The organism is Paraburkholderia aromaticivorans, from assembly GCF_002278075.1.
In the GTDB taxonomy this organism is placed as follows: Bacteria; Pseudomonadota; Gammaproteobacteria; order Burkholderiales; family Burkholderiaceae; genus Paraburkholderia; species Paraburkholderia aromaticivorans.
Window position 1 is genome coordinate 2,561,405 of record NZ_CP022989.1, and the last position, 16,203, is coordinate 2,577,607.

Sequence of the window (16,203 nt, forward strand, 5' to 3'; positions counted from 1 at the left end):
TGCCGGGCATGACGCGAGTCATCATTACGGCGATCGGCTCCGCGGGCGACGTGCATCCGCTGCTCGGCATCGGCGCGGAACTCGCGTCGCGCGGACACGAGATCGTGTTCTGCACGCATGCGCCGTTCGCGCAAGCGGCGACGCACCGCGGCTTCACGTTCGTGCCGATCGGCACGGCCGCGCAATACGCGCAGGCCATGGAGAACCCGGCGCTGTGGCATCCGCGCACATCGTTTCGCACCTTGTGGGCGGTCATAGCGCCAACCCTGCGGGCGCATTTCGACACCCTGGCATCCTTGACCACGCAAGACACCGTGCTGGTGGGCACGTTATGGGCCTTTTCCGCGCGGCTGATGCAGGAGCTATACCACGTGCCGTTCGTGTCGGTTCAGGTGTCGCCGTCGACCCTGCTCTCCGCGCACGCTCCGCCGACCCATCCGCGGCTGACCATTCCACGGCGCTTGCCGCTCGCGGTGAAGGTGGCGCTGATGCGTGCGATCGAACGGTACGCGCTCGACAAGGTGTGCGGTCCGGCGCTGAACGCGCTGCGCGAGGAACTGGGGCTCGCACCGGCCACGCGCATCGTCGGCAAATGGTTGCATTCGACCGATGGCGTGCTATGTCTTTTTCCCGACTGGTTCGCGCGGCCCCAGCCCGACTGGCCGGCTCCGTATCGCATGAGCGGTTTTCCGCTCTTCAACGACACGCTTGAGCGCGCGCCCGATCCGCAACTCGATGCTTTTCTCGCCGCGGGCGAACGGCCCGTGGTGTTCACGGCGGGCTCGACGTTGATCGATCAGGCGCGTTATGGGCGAGCGGTGCGCGACACGCTGCGGGAGAGCGGACTGCGCGGCATTCTGTTGCGGCCCGACGCGACAATCGAGCATCGCGCCGCTGAGGATGAGGCGATTTCGTTGCCCATGCTGATCGAGCGCCGCTATGTGCCGCTGCAAACCCTGTTGCCGCGTTGTCGCGCATTGGTGCATCACGGCGGCATCGGCACGGCGGCGCTGGCCTATGCCGCCGGTATTCCGCAAGTGGTGACGCCGTTCGCACACGATCAGTTCGATAATGCGCGGCGCGTCGTCGCGAGTGGTTGCGGGGTTCGGCTCGACGGCCCCGTCGAGGCGCGGACTTTGACGCGCGCGCTCAGGCAGGTGCTCGGCAATCCGTCGATAGCGACGCAGTGCGGGCGCATATACGACCGGCTTGCAACATCACCGAATGGATGCGAAGCGGCGGCGCGCGTGATCGAGGGTTTCATGCAGTCGCACCTGCGGCAACAAGGCGATGTTCGCGCGTTGTCGACCACGTTGTCGCTTAGCGGGCAGAGCGTATGAGCACCGCGGCGCGACTGCCGGAGCGCGGCGACGCAAGCCATGATGTGCGCCCCGGCATGGACCGCGGGCGCGAAAAACACAACGAGCACAACGAGCACAACGAGCAAACCATGCGCGGCGCCCGCCTCGCGTTGCTGACCTTCGCGCTCTCGCTCGCGACCTTCATCGAGGTGCTCGACTCGACAGTGACCAACGTCGCGGTCCCGGCCATTTCCGGCGGCCTTGGCGTGTCCAACAGCCAGGGCACGTGGGTGATCAGTTCGTACTCGGTCGCCGCCGCGATCGCCGTGCCGTTGACCGGCTGGCTATCGCGACGGCTCGGCGAAACGCGCCTCTTTCTCGCGGCCGTGATCCTGTTCACGCTGACCTCGCTGCTTTGCGGCGTGGCCGGCGACTTTCATGTGCTGGTGGTGTGCCGCGCATTGCAGGGCCTCTTTTCCGGGCCGATGGTGCCGCTCTCGCAAACCATCCTGTTGCGCACGTTTCCACCCGATAAGCGCGTCGTGGCCCTGGCGCTGTGGGCGATGACCGTGCTGCTCGCGCCGATCCTGGGGCCGGTGGTCGGCGGCTGGATCATCGACAGCTTCTCGTGGCCCTGGATCTTCCTGATCAATTTGCCGATCGGCATCTTTTCGTTCGCGGTGTGCACGACACTGCTGCGTGCCGATACCCGTGACGCGCACGGTGCGACGGCCGCGCCGGTCGACTTGCCGGGCATCGTGCTGCTGATCGTGGGCGTCGGTTCGCTGCAGGCGGTGCTCGATCTCGGTCACGACCGCGGCTGGTTCGACTCGCCGCTCATCCTGACGCTCGCCATCGTCGCCGCGCTCGCGATCGTGTCGCTGCTGATCTGGGAGGCGGGCGAGAAGGATCCGGTGATCGACCTCAGTCTGTTTCGCGACCGCACGTTCTCGTTCTGCGTGTTGATCATTTCGCTCGGGATGATGAGTTTCTCCGTAGTCGGCGTGATCTTCCCGTTGTGGCTCCAGGCCGTGATGGGCTACACCGCGTATCAGGCCGGGCTCGCCACGGCTCCGCTCGGCGTGCTCGCGCTGGTGTTCTCGATTCTCGTCGGGATCTTTTCCGCGCGTTTCGACGCGCGCGTGCTCGCCACGTTCGGCTTTCTGATCTTTGCGGGCGTGCTGTGGTGGGACGCGCACTTCACGCTGACGATGACCTTTACCCAGATCATCACGCCCGGCCTGATTCAGGGTATCGGCTTGCCATGCTTCTTTATTCCGCTGACCGCCGCGACGCTGTCGCGCGTGTCCGACGACAAGCTCGCCGCGGCCTCCAGTCTGTCGAACTTTCTGCGCACGCTGTCGGCCGCGTTCGGCACGGCGATGAGCGTGACGCTGTGGGACAACCGCGCGCTGTATCACTACGACGTGGTCGCGCAGTCGGTGGCGAAGTCCTCCGGCAACACGCAGCGCTTCGTTCAGATCCTGCACGGCATGGGCATCGACGGCGCGCGCGAACTGAGCACGCTGCATCATATCGTGCAGCAACAGGCGTACATGATGGCGACCGGCGACATGTTCTACATGGCGAGCGTCACCTGCCTCGTGCTCGCCGCGATGATGTGGCTGACGCGCCCCAAACGCGGCGCCGCGATGACACCAGGTCACTGAGGAAATCGACATGACGATGCTGGGCGCGTTGGTCATCCTGTTCCACCCGAGCGAGACGCAGTTGGCGCGAGCCGTGGCGATGCATGCGGAGTGCGACTGTCTGCTGGTGGTCGACAATTCCCCGCAGCCGGACAGCCGCGCGGCCCGGATGCTGCGCGAAGCAGGGATCGAGGTGCTGCATCACGGCAATCGCCACGGTATTGCCGGCGCTTTCAATGGCGGTCTGAGCGCGCTATTCGAGCGGGGCGCGGATGCCGTCGCGCTATTCGATCAGGATTCCGACGCGCCGGCCGGCTATTTCGACGTGATGCGCGACCGGTGTGCGTCGCTAAGCGGCGGTGCGTTCCTTGCCGGCCCGCGCATCTTCGATGAAAACGATCAGCGCTTCCTGCCGGAACTGGCGACCAGCGGTCTCGGTGTCGAAAGACTGTCGTTGCGCGCGGACCTCAGCGTGCAGCGCTGCGCGTTCCTGATCTCGTCCGGTTGTGTGATTTCGCGCGAAGCGTTCGCGCGTCTTGGCCGGTTCGACGAATCGTTGTTTATCGATCATGTGGACACCGAGTATTGCCTGCGTGCGTTGTTGAGCAATGTACCGATATACGTGGTGCCGTCGCTGGTGTTGTCGCATCGGATCGGTACGCGGCGGCGCCATCAATGGGGGCCCTTCGAGTTGACGACGATGAATCACCCTGCATTCCGGCGCTACTACAGCGCGCGTAACGGCATGCAATTGGCGTTCCAATATGGAATGCGTCTGCCGGTCGCGTTCGTGCCGAATCTGCTTACGTTGTGGCAAATCGTCCAGATCGTGCTGCTGGAAAAACACAAGCTCGGCAAGCTGAATGCGATTGCACTCGGTTTGATCGATGGATTGTTCGTGCGGATGGGGCCGCTCGCGCGGACCCGCCCGCGCCTCGCGGCTAAAACGGCCGGGCCGGTCGGCGTGAATGCGCCGGCCGCGACCGAAGGTGCGATGCCTCGCACGCACCATTCATGAGGCAGTCGATGCGATGGTTCATGCGCCATTCGTGGCCCTTGCTGCTGATTGCAGCGGCGCTGAGCGGCTGCGTCAGCGATGCCGGCCTGCACGCGAACGTGCAGCCTCGCAAGCCATCCGCCGATGCGCTCGCGCAAACCGCCGGTTCGGGCGCGACGGGCGCGTGGCCCACGCCCGATTGGGTCAGGCGCTATCGCGATTCGCAGCTCGACGAGTTGCTTGCCGAAGCCCTGCAGAACAACCCGGACCTGCAGATCGCCAAGGCACGCGTGGGCGCCGCGCAGGCGCAGCTCGAACAGTTCGCGTCACTGACCGGCCTCACCGGCACGGCGCTCGCGACCGTGAGCAAGACCCGCTTGCCGCAACCCGCGGATGTGGCCAACGTGTCGGTTGGCGGCCAGCAGATTCCGGTGCAGGTGTTCAACGATCCGACGGTGTCGCCGGCCGCGCTGCTCGCGGGTCTAAGCTATCAACTCGATCTGTGGGGCAAGAATGCGGCGCTCTCGCGCGGGTTGCTGTCGACGCGCGACGCGGCACGGATCGACGCGGAGCAGGTGCGGCTCACGCTGACGGTCGCGATGGTGACGCTCTACTGCGAACTCGATCGCGCGTACGCGATGCGGGACATTCTGCGGCAGAAGCAGCAGGCGGCCGAGCAGGTCGATGCAGTGTTGCGCGAACGTAGCGCGCGCGGCCTCGATAACGCCTACGACGCCGCGGACGCGGCGCTCAAGCAAAGCCGGCTCGCCGCGCAACAGACGCTCAACGACGAGCGCATCACCTTGACCGAGTTGCAGATCGGCGTGATGAGCGGGCGCGGGCCGGAGCGCGGTTTGTCGCTGCATCGACCGCAACTGGCTGCGGCGGCAGATGCTCCGCTGCCGGCGCATCTGCCGGTGGATCTGCTGGGCCGCCGCCCGGATATCGTGGCGGCGCGGTTGCGGGCCGAAGCCGCGCTCGCCAATGTCGACGCCACGCGCGCGCAGTTCTATCCCGACGTGAATCTCGTCGCATTCGCCGGTTTGACTGCGTTGACGCCTGCCGCGCTGTTCTCGCGCGCGGCGATGACCGGCTCGATCGGCCCGGCGATCTCGCTGCCGGTGTTCGACCGCAACCGCTTGCGCGCACAACTGGGTGGCGACTATGCGAACGTCGACGCTTCGGTGAGCCTCTACAACAAGACCGTCGACGAAGCGCTCGGCGAGGTCGCGCGCCAGCTCGCTTCATTGCGCACGGTGGACACGCTCACGAACGAGCAGAGCCGCGCGGTGGAGGCGGCCACACGCATCGTCGCGATTGCCGAAGAGCGGCACCGGCGTGGTATCGGCATGCAGAAGGACGTGACGCTCGCCGACCTCTCGTTGCTCGATGAACGCGCACAGCAGGTCGATTTGCAGGGCCGCCGCAGGCTGTTGCAGGTTGCGCTGGTCGGCGCGCTCGGTGGCGGCTTCGACGAGCGCAAGGTGGCCGGCGCGCCGATTTCGCATGATCAGACTTCTTTTCCCTCTCACGCGCGCATTACGGATACGCACTTCGATTGAATGCACAACGATAAACAGGCACATGACGCCGCCGGCTGGACCGAGGAACGGGTCAACGCGGCAAGCGCGGCGCTCGGCGAGCGCAATCGCATCCGGGCGACGCGCCGGCGCCGCTTCGGCATTTTCTTCGGCGTGGTGGCGCTTGCCGGCGCGGCGTGGCTGAGCTGGTGGGGGGTGAGTGCGCGCTTTTTCGAAGAGACCGACGACGCTTACGTTGCCGGCAATATTGTCCAGATTGCCGCGCAAATACCGGGTACCGTCACCGACATTCTGGTGGACAACACGCGCCAGGTGCGCGCGGGGCAGCCGCTCGTCAAACTCGACGACGCCGAAGCGGCGGCGGCGTTCGCACAGGCGCGCGCACAGTTGACGCTCGCGGTGCGGCAGGTGGCGAACGCGACGATCTCGCGCAAGCTCTACGTGCAATCCATCGACGCGCGCCGCGCCGAGCTGGCGTTGGCGCAGCGCGCGTTGGCGGCGCGCGACCACGCGTTGGTCGAAGTCGTGTCGCCGGAAGAACTGGCGCGCGCGCGCGAAGCGGTCGCCGTTGCGCAGGCGAATCTGGCTTCGGCACAGGTTCAACTGGACGCCGCACGCGCGCTCGGCGGCAAATTTCCGATCGAGTCGAGCCCGCCTGTTCTGCAAGCGGCCGCGCAAGTGCGGCTCGCCTATCGCAATCTGCAGCGCACGACTATCGTGTCGCCCGTCGACGGCACGGTCGGGCAGCGTTCGGTGCAGATCGGCCAGCAGGTCGGGCCGGGTATCGCGCTGATGTCGATCATTCCGCTCGAACGTCTGTGGGTCGAGGCCAACTTCAAGGAAGGGCAGATCCGCGGCATGCGCGTGGGGCAGGCGGTGCGCATCGTGTCGGATGTATATGGCTCGCAGGTGGTGTATCGCGGGCGGGTGGAGGGCTTTTCGGCGGGCACCGGCAGTGCGTTTTCGATGCTGCCGCCGCAGAACGCCGCCGGTAACTGGATCAAGGTCGTGCAGCGTGTGCCGATCGTGATTTCGCTGGACCCGGCCGATCTCGCCGCGCATCCGCTGCGGCTCGGATTGTCGATGCAGGTGTCGGTGGATACGCACGTGCGCAGTGGCCAACTGATCGGCAACGATACGCCCGCGCCGACGCAAAGCACGCGTGTGCATGACAACGTTGCGCGTGATGCGGATGCGTTGATCGAGAGAATTATTCGGGAGAATAGCGAGCGGGGAGGGGATAGATAGCGAATTGCGGTGCGCTCGCAGGCTGTTGGCTACGAGCGCGCACACGGGGCAGCCGGATTCTGCGCCGGGTTGCAGGAACGGGAGCCGGGAGGAAGCGCTTGCCCGATATGGCGCCAGGGTGATCGACCCGCCGGCCGGCGCCTGCGCTAATTCCCGCTCGTGGCCTGCAGCACTTTCATCACTTCCGCTGCCGTATGTTCCGAATGCTCGCGTAGTAACCGGGCGAGGCATGCTCCGTCGCGCCTCGACAGCGCATCCAGTATTGCACCGTGTTCTCCAAGAGACTCGCTCCACCGCAGAACATCGGCATTGGCCGCGCCTCGCGCGCGGTGGATCTTGCTCATCAACGAAGCGTACAGGTCGGATAGCACGGCATTGCCGGCCACATCGACGATCTGCTGATGCACTTTCTGGTTGGCGCGATAGTAGGCCGTGCGCTTGCCCTCGCGGTGATAAGCCTCCATGGTGCGATGGCGCTCCAGCAGCACTCTCATCTGCTTGTCGTCAATACGCTGCGCTGCAAGTCGACCCGCGGTTTCTTCCAGTCCATGCAGCACTTCAAAGATCGCGCCTATCTCATCCTTGCTGATTGGCGCGACCTGAAAACCCATGTGCTGCCGGTGTGTCACGTGACCTTCAGTCACCAGCGTTTTGAGCGCCTCGCGCAAAGGCGTTCTGGAAATGTCGAACTGCTCGCACAGGGCTTTCTCGTCGATATGCGCGCCGGGAGGCAATTCGCCTTCGAGAATCATCTCGCGCAACTGTTCGGCGATCGCGGCGTACATGCCCGTGCCGCGCAGGCTGATGCGCTTGCGTGTCTCAGCCGTTAATGACTTCATCTCCATGCCGTCCCTGTTTTCCTGTTTCGCTTAATTGTCTTACAGGTTGGTTCGATGTTCCACAAAATTAAATATGTATAAAATTCAAGCACTTACAGCGCTTGTAATTCATAATTAGGCATCATATACTGCTCTGGCGCATGCAGCGCACCGGACCGGGAGTGGTCCCGGCTACAAAACTGAAACCCGAATGCCATGTTCAGGCAAGACGGAGGAGACAGAGATGCGATTCGTAGAGACCGCCGTGCAGGCCGAGGTCAGGACCGGCGTACGCTGGAAAATCTTTCTGATCATGCTGATGCTCATTTCGATCAACTATGTGGACAGGGCCTCGCTGTCCGTGGCCATGCCCCTGATCGCAAAGGAGTTTCATATAGCCCCTGCTGTGCAGGGCCTGATTCTGAGCTCGTTCTTCTGGACCTACGCGTTCATGCAGATTCCGGGGGGCATGCTGGCTGATCGTTTCAAGCCGCGTATCGTGATTGCATGCGCTACCTTGTTCTGGGGCTTCTTTCAGGGCATTGCCGCAGTCTGCTCGACAGCCACCGCGCTGATCCTCACGCGGCTGGGGTTGGGACTCGCCGAAGCACCGATCTATCCGGCCGGCGGCAAGCTCAACGCAATGTGGATGACGCGCCACGAACGCGGCCGCGGGGCGACGCTGCTTGACGGTGGCGCGCCGCTGGGCGCCGCGCTCGGTGCGATCATCATCTCCGGGCTGATCAGCGAGTTCGGATCCTGGCGCACTTCGTTCGTGGTAGCCGGGGTGGGCACCATGCTTGCCGGTGTATTTGCCTGGTACTACATTCGAAACAATCCGGGCGAGCATCCGGCAGTCAATCAGGCCGAAGCCGACTATCTCGAAGCGGCGCTGCAGGAGGAACACCGCAGCGAGCCCGTTCATGCCAGCGGACGTAGCCTTGATTTTTTCCGGTACCGCTCGGTGTGGGGCATGTTCTTCGGCTGGATGTGTTTTAACTCCGTGTTCTACGGGTTGCTCACCTGGATGCCGAACTATCTGAACAAGGTGCACGGGTTCAATATCCAGCAGATGGGCGGAGCCAGTTTCGCAATCTTCTTCAGCGGCTTCGTGGGTGAGCTTGTCGGCGGATGGATCGCGGACAAGTGGAAGGCGGCCGGCGGCTCGCCCAACCGCGTGATGCGAACCCTGTTCGCCATAGCAGCCGTAGCGGCCACGGTGTCGATCTTCTCGGTGGCTTATGTCGGCAATCCGGTGACGGTCGTGGTGCTGCTTGCATCCACCTTGTTCTTTCTGCGCTGGTGCGGTCTCTATTGGTGCCTGCCGTCCATCCTCGGTACGCGCAACAAGATCGGTTTTCTCGGCGGCCTGATGAACCTTGGCGGCAATATCGGCGGAATTCTGGTTCCGATCATTGTTGGCCTGATCGTTCAGACGACCGGCTCCTACTTTCTGGCCTTGATGTTTTTCGCCGCCGCAGGCGTAGGGCTCTTCGTCTGTTCGGCGCTCATCGATTACGAACGCAAGCTGCCGGTCTGAGCGGGGCTTTCTCACCTTCAACAACTGATTACAGACTTCATCATGAGCAAACGCGTCCTGATCGGCATGCTTACCCCTTCGTCGAACACCGCGCTCGAACCGATTACAAGCGCAATGGTGGCCCAGTTGCCCGGTGTCAGCGTCCATTTCTCGCGCTTCACGGTCACCGAGATCTCTCTGTCCGAGCGGGCGCTCGGACAGTTCGACACGACCCATATCATTCAGGCCGCCAGGCTGCTGGCCGACGCGAAGGTCGATGTCATCGCATGGAATGGCACTTCGTCCGGCTGGCTCGGTTTCGAGACCGACCGCCGCCTGTGCCGCGAGATCGAGGACGCGACCGGTATCCCCGCGACCACGTCGGTGCTGGCGCTCAACGAGATCCTGGAGAAAGCCGGCGTGAAAAAATTCGGCCTGGTCACTCCATACCTCAAGGAAGTCCAGCAGAGGATCGTCGCGAATTACCGCGACAAAGGCATCGACTGCTCTTGCGAAAATCACCTGGGCCTGAAGGTGAACTTCCAGTTTTCCGAAGTGACCGAAGATACGCTGCGCGCACAGATCGGCGAGGTCGCGATGCACCGCCCGGAGGCAATCGTCACCTTCTGCACCAACCTGCGCGCCGCGCATCTTGCCTCAGAGGTGGAGCAGCACCATGGTATTCCCCTCTACGACACCATTTCCACCGTGGTATGGAAATCGCTAAAACTCGTCGGCTACGATACGACCCGGCTCGCGGGCTGGGGCCGGCTCTTTGCCGAAGTCGCGTAAGGGATCTGCCATGACAACCATGTACGACCTGGTCATCCGTAACGCTGACGTGGTGACCGCGTCAGAGCGTTTTAGCTGCGATATTGGCGTGAAGGACGGCATCGTCGTCGCGCTGGGCCGGCATCTCGATGCAGCAAGGCGCGAACTCGACGCCACCGGCCTGCTGGCGTTGCCCGGCGGTATCGACGCCCATTGCCATCTGGATCAGCCAATGCCCGACGGGCTGAAGATGGCGGACGATTTCCACACGGGCACGCGTGCTGCCGTGTGCGGCGGCACCACGACCGTGATTCCCTTTGCCGCACAGGCGAAGGGCCAGTCGCTGAAGTCCGCGGTCGACGACTACCATCGCCGCGCCAACGGTCGCGCGGTCACCGACTATGCGTTCCACCTGATTGTCTCCGATCCGACGCCGGAGGTTCTGGAGCGCGAGTTGCCGGAACTGATCGCGGCCGGTTACACGTCGTTCAAGATCTACATGACCTACGATGACCTCAAGCTCAGCGACCGCGAAATCCTCGAGGTGATGGATGTTGCGCGGCGCAACGAGGCGCTCGTCATGGTGCATGCGGAGAATTCCGACTGCATCGCGTGGCTGACGGACAAGCTCACCGAAGCCGGAAAACACGCGCCAAAGTATCACGCGGTGTCACGGCCAGGGGTGATCGAGCGAGAGGCGACGCACCGCGCCATTGCTTTGTCCGAACTCGTCGACGTGCCTATCCTTATCGTTCACGTGTCTGGCGAGGACGCGATCGAGCAGATTGAATGGGCCCAGCGGCGCGGCCTCAACATTTACGCTGAGACCTGCCCGCAGTACCTGTACCTGAGTGCCGCGGACCTCGGCCATGAGGATGGTTATCACGGCGCGAAGTGCGTTTGCAGTCCGCCGCCGCGCGACGCGTCGAGCCAGAAGGCCGTGTGGAGTGCGCTAAAGCGCGGCGTTTTCAGTGTGTTCTCGTCCGACCATGCGCCGTTCTCATACGACGATCCGCAAGGCAAAAAGCCCGGAGGCAAAGAGGTGTCGTTCGAGCATATCCCGAACGGCATTCCCGGCATCGAGACGCGGTTGCCGCTGCTGTTCGATGGGGTGAGCCGCGGCACGCTGTCATTGAACAAGTTCGTCGAGCTGACCTCCCTGAACCCCGCGAAGCTGTACGGCCTCTATCCGCGCAAGGGTACGATCGCGATTGGCGCCGATGCCGACATCGTGCTGTGGGACCCGCGCAAGCAGGTCACCATCCACAACGACGCACTGCACCACAACGTCGACTACACGCCGTACGAAGGCCGAAGCGTGCAAGGTTGGCCGCAGCACTGCCTGTCACGCGGCGAACTGCTGGTCGAGAGCGGCCGCTATCTCGGGCCGGAGGCCGGTCGTGGCCGCTTTCTCGCCGCTGGCAAGCCGCAGTTCGTCGACCTCTGATATCGGAGCGCAGCATGAAGATACTGGTGATCAACCCAAACATCTCCGAAAGCGTGTCGAAGCTGATTCATGCGGAGGCGCAGCGCAGTGCATCGCCTGGCACGGAAATCGAGGTCGCGACCGCACAGTTCGGCGTCGCGTACATCGAGACACGCTTTGAAGCATTGGTCGGCGCTTACGCGACAGCGTGCGTGGCCGCCGAGCGCCATGGCACTTACGATGGTGTCGTGGTTGCAGCATTTGGTGATCCGGGCCTCCAGGGCATCAAGGAACTGATCGACGTGCCGGTCGTCGGCCTGACCGAGTCCTCCCTCATCACCGCGGCAGCGCTCGGGCAGCGCTTCTCGATCATTGCGATCTCGCCGCGAATCAAGGCGTGGTATCGCGAGACTGTCGAACGCAGTCATCTGGCGAGCCGGCTCGCCAGCATTCGCGCGCTCGAGGAGCCGTTGCGCGATATCGGCAGCGTGCAACAGGATTACGCCGCAAGACTGAAGGTTTTGTGCAATCAGGTGGTAGACGAGGACGGTGCCGACGTCGTTATCATCGCCGGCGCGCCCCTTGCAGGGCTCGCACGGGAGATCCGCAACGAACTGCCGGTGCCGGTGGTGGATGGCGTGTCGAGTGCGATTACCCAGCTTGAGGGCCTTATCCGGCTAAGTCCGAAGAAAGCGACGAAGGGCAGTTTCAGCCATCCGCCAGTCAAACCGAACCGGGGTCTGCCCGAGCCGCTCGAACGGCTACTGAACGGTGGACCGAGCGACTTATCCGCGCGTACCACGCCAGCCGCTCAGACCGGCGGATGATGAGGGGGTCGCACCGCCCTGATCGACAACAGGCCGCCTGGTTCAGGAAGCGCTGGAGGAAAGGAGTATCGTCTTCACATTCAAGCCTGAGTAGCGGGTGATCGAGACTATCTCTTTCAGCTATTCGTATTGAATAGTCAAGGAAGGGCTTTGATCAACCCGCAATGCCGCGCGTCGCGCGATCGAAAACGTCAACGGGTAGCCGGAGGCACGCCATGCAGGAAAGAGAAATACGTGAAGCCCTGAATGCACACTGGCAGGCGTCCGCGGCCGGCGATCTCGACGCGGAGCACGATATTTACGACGCCGACGCCGTCTGTGACTATCCTCAGTCGGGCGAACGAATCCTCGGGCGAAAGAACTTGCAGGCACTCCGGAGTCATCATCCGGGCAAGCCGGCAGGGTTCGATGTCAGGCGAATTCAGGGAGAAGGTGATCTTTGGATCACTGAATACGCCATCACCTATGGCGACCGACTGAACTACACGGTGAGCATTATGGAGTTCAGCAACGGCAAGGTCGTTCACGAGACCCAGTATTTTTCGGAGCCTTTCGAAGCACCGGCTTGGCGGAGCCAATGGGTCCAGCAGATCGCGTAACAACGCGTTGCGGCGATCGATCGAGGCGGTCGCAACGCCGCGCTTAATGCATTTGCGTCACTTCCATATCGATAGAAATTGGAAGGCCGCGCGCGCCGGCGAGGGTAGCATGGGCGTTTTGCCCTTTCGCTTTCCTCGCGTATCTAATCGATGTCAGTCAAACTTCCACGCTTCGGCGTCTGGGCGCTCGTGCACGGCAGCCGAGCCGCATTGCAGGATCCCGCCGAACCCTACGACGCCTCGTGGGCGCGCAACAAGGCGCTCGTACTCGAGGCCGAGCGCCTCGGCTACGACTCGGTGCTCGTCGCCCAGCACACCATCAATCCGCACGACCCTTCGCTCGACCAGCTCGAGGCATGGACCGCATCGGCTGCATTGGCGGCGCTCACGTCGCGCATCGAGATCATCACGGCGATCAAGCCCTATCTCTATCATCCGGTCGTGCTCGCGAAGATGGCCCAGCAGATCGAGCACATCAGCGGCGGGCGCTTTGCGATCAACCTGGTGAACGCGTGGAATCGTCCGGAGCTCGAACGGGCCGGCATTGGCTTTCCCGAGCACGATGAGCGCTACGCGTACGGCCGCGAATGGATCGAAGTCGTCGCCGCGCTGCTGCGCGGCGAAGTCCTCAATCATCACGGCGATCACTTTCGTATCGACGAATACCGCTTGCGTCCTGCCGATCCGTTTCGCGCGCGCCCGCGCATCTATGTGGGCGGCGAATCGGAGCCGGCGCGCGAACTGGTGGCGGCGCACGGCGACGTGTGGTTCATCAACGGACAACCGCATGACGATGTCGCGCGTCTCATCGCCGACGTCTCCGCTCGCGCGCGTCCCGCCGGGCAGGATGCATTGCGTTTCGGGCTGTCGGCCTTCGTGATCGCACGCGAAACACCGGCGCAGGCAGAGGCGCACCTCGCCCACCTGTTCGAGCTGGCCGAGCTCGACAAGCCGCTGCGCGAACGGCAGAAGGCCAATATCGATCCGAAAGCCGTGATGCACCAGACCTTCGCGCAATCGCCGCGGGTCGGTTCGAACGGCGGCACGGCCGCGGGGCTCGTCGGCGATTACGATAGCGTTGCGCGGCGCGTCGCCGCGTTTCACCGGGCGGGCATCGAACTCTTCATGCTGCAGTTCCAGCCTTTCGAAGCCGACATGCGCAGCTTCGCGGAGGAGGTCGTGCCGCGCGTTCGCCGGCTGCTGTCCAACTGAGCGCAGCCGGGCCCGAAGCGCGCGCGACGTGGTGTGATCAGAAGAACGCGCCGGTGGGCGGAAGCTGGCCGTTCAGCAGGTTCTGCCCGAGGAGCCGTTCCTTGTACAGGCGCGGATTGTGTGAAGCAATCACCTTGATGTTGCGCCAATGCCGGTCCAGCGCGCCCACACGAGACACGACCGAGCCCGACCCGAGGTCGATCAGCCAGCTGGCGATCTGCGGGGCGAGGTCGTCGATCACGACCTTGGCTTCCGCCGCCGCGAACGTGGCAGCCAGCGTGGTGTCGTATTCGTCCACGGTTGCATAGCTGTCCCAGGCACGCTGAAGCGCTGCCACGGCGCGATCGGCGGTGGCCTCGACGCTGGCTGCATAGGCGCGAATGCGGCCGAGCAGCGTTTGCAGCACAGGCTCGTCCGTGGGATGCGCCGCGTCGCCGTGATAGAAGTTGCGCCCGCGTGCGCGCAGAACCTCGACGGCGTCCAACGCGACCCGCCGCACGATGCCTGCAATGCAGTTGGTCAGATAGACCTGGTGAAAGGTGTATCCCCACGGCGCCGCTTCGCCGGTTCGCGGCGGGTCGGTCGGATAGACATGAGCCGCGGGCACGGTCACGGCATGAAACTTAGCCGTGCCTGAGCCCGTGAGGCGCTGACCGAATCCTTGCCAGTCGTCGTCGTTGCTGACGCCCTGGCCGCGGTCGAACACGTATTGCACGGTCCTGCCTTCACGGCTTTCCACTGCGAGGCCGACGAATGCGTCGTTGTAGAGATTGCCGGTCGCGTAGACCTTCTCGCCTGAGCCGAGATACGCGCGCCGCGCTTCGTCCCATTCGAGCCGGCTCAGGACCTGGCTCGGTCGCGCGCCGGCCGCCACCGCATCGCTCTCGGTGAAACTGAGGCCGACGGTTTTCCTGTTCCTCGTCAGATCGAGAACGTGCGCATGGAACGGGTGGTCCCGGCGTCTGAGCGCCGCTTCGACTTGCCACAGATGATTGCGAAAAGCGTGAGCGATGTTCGAATCCGCCGCGGCGACGTCGCGTGCCACGACGAACAATCCGCTCAACGACACGTCTTGCGCGCCGGCGTCGGCCGGCAGGCGCAGCGCGCCGAAGCCGAGCGCCTTGAGCATCGCGATCTCCTCGTGCGGCAGACGATGATTCCGTTCCCGCTCCGCCGCAGTCGATGCGATATGGGCGATGCTTTCAGCAAACCCGAGTGTGGCGGACAATGGCGAAATAAGCGTGGTTCCCATGATGTGCCTCATCAAACCTTGACGCTGTAATCCGCGACCTTGATTCGCGACTTGATGATCTTGCGTTCCGCGAGCCAGTCGGCGGCGCGTTGGAACTGCGCGATGAATGCGGCGTCGTCGGGTTCGTGGAATTGATTCACACGCTTGAGGCTCGTCAGATAGTCGCGCACCTGATCCGGATATCTGGCTTCCTGCTGCACGAGCTGTTCGGATTCGGCGGAGTGCGCCGACTGCCACGCGCCTTCGACGTAGTACGCGTCGATCACTGCGCGAATCAGTTCGGAATTCTCTTCGGTAAATTTTCGGCGCGTCACGAGAGAGCTGTAATCGATCGGGAAATCGAGGTCGCGTCCTTCGTTGAAAATGTCCCTGGCGTCGTTGGCGTGGCGCGCGATATCCACGGCCGGGGACCACATCGACCACGCGTCGACTACACCTTGCGCAAACGCCGGCGCGGCATCGGGCGGATTCAGGTAGACGAACTCGACCTTGCTGCGGTCGATATGATGCTTTTCCAGCGCTGCGATCAGCAGGAATTCACCCAATCCCGACCGGTTGATCGCCACTTTGCGGCCCACCAGATCGGCCACCGAATGGATACCGCTCGATTTCTTCACGATGATCGCGGTCGAGCGGGGCGAATAGATGTCGAACGCATTGAAGACGAGCGGTGAGCCGGCCAGCATCGCGGCCAGTGCGGGTGTCGTCGATCCCCAGAAGCCGAAATCCGCGCTGCCGCCGACCACAGCCTGAATCGAAGGCGCGTGATTCGGGAACGGCCCGACCCATTCGACCTTGATGCCTTTTGCAGCCAGCGTCTTTTCGAATACGCCGCGCTGTTTGGCAATGTCCGGCAGGGCGCCGTAGCCCCAGCCGACGCGAACAGTATCGGTGTTGCGGGTCAGCTTGCGCGGCTCGGCTGCGCGAACCGGAAACAGGCTGCTGGCGGCGGCGCCGGCCAGCAGGCCACCCGCCGCGCGCAACAGTTGGCGGCGGCTCAATGAAGAATCGTTCATCCTTATCAGGTCCTTGGAGTCATGCGG

Annotated in this window: 14 protein-coding genes; 11 read left to right on the forward strand and 3 right to left on the reverse strand. The window is 63.5% G+C overall.

From position 1 onward, the window contains the following. Positions 1–8: 8 nt before the first annotated feature. From CJU94_RS11760 to CJU94_RS11780, 5 genes are read left to right on the forward strand one after another with little or no spacing between them, the layout of a single operon-like run. Positions 9–1,340, forward strand: a complete 1,332-nt coding sequence (locus CJU94_RS11760; RefSeq protein WP_095418832.1) for a glycosyltransferase — start codon at positions 9–11, stop codon at positions 1,338–1,340. 56 nt (positions 1,341–1,396) lie between these two features. Then, positions 1,397–2,971 (forward strand): DHA2 family efflux MFS transporter permease subunit, encoded by a 1,575-nt coding sequence (locus CJU94_RS11765; protein WP_244220956.1) that lies wholly within the window; start codon positions 1,397–1,399, stop codon positions 2,969–2,971. A gap of 10 nt (positions 2,972–2,981) precedes the next feature. After that, positions 2,982–3,968 (forward strand): glycosyltransferase family 2 protein, encoded by a 987-nt coding sequence (locus tag CJU94_RS11770; RefSeq protein ID WP_095418833.1) that lies wholly within the window; start codon positions 2,982–2,984, stop codon positions 3,966–3,968. Between the two features lie 8 nt (positions 3,969–3,976). Then, on the forward strand, positions 3,977–5,509 hold the full coding sequence (locus CJU94_RS11775) for an efflux transporter outer membrane subunit (RefSeq protein ID WP_244220821.1): 1,533 nt from the start codon (positions 3,977–3,979) through the stop codon (positions 5,507–5,509). Further along, on the forward strand, positions 5,510–6,736 hold the full coding sequence (locus CJU94_RS11780; RefSeq protein ID WP_095418834.1) for an HlyD/EmrA/EmrK family protein: 1,227 nt from the start codon (positions 5,510–5,512) through the stop codon (positions 6,734–6,736). Positions 6,737–6,882: 146 nt separating this feature from the next. Here the strand turns inward: CJU94_RS11780 and CJU94_RS11785 are convergent, their stop codons facing one another. Then, on the reverse strand, positions 6,883–7,581 hold the full coding sequence (locus CJU94_RS11785; RefSeq protein ID WP_095418835.1) for a GntR family transcriptional regulator: 699 nt from the start codon (positions 7,579–7,581) through the stop codon (positions 6,883–6,885). A 217-nt stretch (positions 7,582–7,798) separates the two neighbouring features. Between CJU94_RS11785 and CJU94_RS11790 the strand changes: the two genes are divergently transcribed. From CJU94_RS11790 to CJU94_RS11815, 6 genes are all read left to right on the forward strand, one after another. Continuing rightward, positions 7,799–9,094: an MFS transporter gene (locus CJU94_RS11790; protein ID WP_095418836.1), complete on the forward strand. Its 1,296-nt coding sequence runs from the start codon at positions 7,799–7,801 to the stop codon at positions 9,092–9,094. A gap of 42 nt (positions 9,095–9,136) precedes the next feature. Then, on the forward strand, positions 9,137–9,865 hold the full coding sequence (locus CJU94_RS11795) for a maleate cis-trans isomerase family protein (protein WP_095418837.1): 729 nt from the start codon (positions 9,137–9,139) through the stop codon (positions 9,863–9,865). Between the two features lie 10 nt (positions 9,866–9,875). Continuing rightward, positions 9,876–11,291, forward strand: a complete 1,416-nt coding sequence (gene hydA / locus CJU94_RS11800) for a dihydropyrimidinase (protein WP_095418838.1) — start codon at positions 9,876–9,878, stop codon at positions 11,289–11,291. Between the two features lie 14 nt (positions 11,292–11,305). Then, entirely contained in the window at positions 11,306–12,097 is a 792-nt protein-coding gene (locus tag CJU94_RS11805) for an aspartate/glutamate racemase family protein (protein ID WP_095418839.1), read from the forward strand. Positions 12,098–12,312: 215 nt separating this feature from the next. Beyond that, positions 12,313–12,696, forward strand: a complete 384-nt coding sequence (locus tag CJU94_RS11810; protein ID WP_095418840.1) for a nuclear transport factor 2 family protein — start codon at positions 12,313–12,315, stop codon at positions 12,694–12,696. A 150-nt stretch (positions 12,697–12,846) separates the two neighbouring features. After that, positions 12,847–13,908, forward strand: a complete 1,062-nt coding sequence (locus tag CJU94_RS11815) for an LLM class flavin-dependent oxidoreductase (RefSeq protein ID WP_095418841.1) — start codon at positions 12,847–12,849, stop codon at positions 13,906–13,908. A gap of 37 nt (positions 13,909–13,945) precedes the next feature. Here the strand turns inward: CJU94_RS11815 and CJU94_RS11820 are convergent, their stop codons facing one another. Together CJU94_RS11820 and CJU94_RS11825 are read right to left on the reverse strand one after the other, a co-directional pair. Further along, the gene (locus CJU94_RS11820; RefSeq protein WP_244220822.1) at positions 13,946–15,160 is read right to left on the reverse strand and encodes an acyl-CoA dehydrogenase family protein; all 1,215 of its coding nucleotides are present in this window, start codon (positions 15,158–15,160) and stop codon (positions 13,946–13,948) included. A gap of 11 nt (positions 15,161–15,171) precedes the next feature. Continuing rightward, a complete protein-coding gene (locus CJU94_RS11825) occupies positions 15,172–16,176 on the reverse strand; it encodes an NrtA/SsuA/CpmA family ABC transporter substrate-binding protein (RefSeq protein ID WP_095418843.1) in 1,005 nt (334 codons plus the stop codon). Between the last annotated feature and the right edge of the window lie 27 nt (positions 16,177–16,203).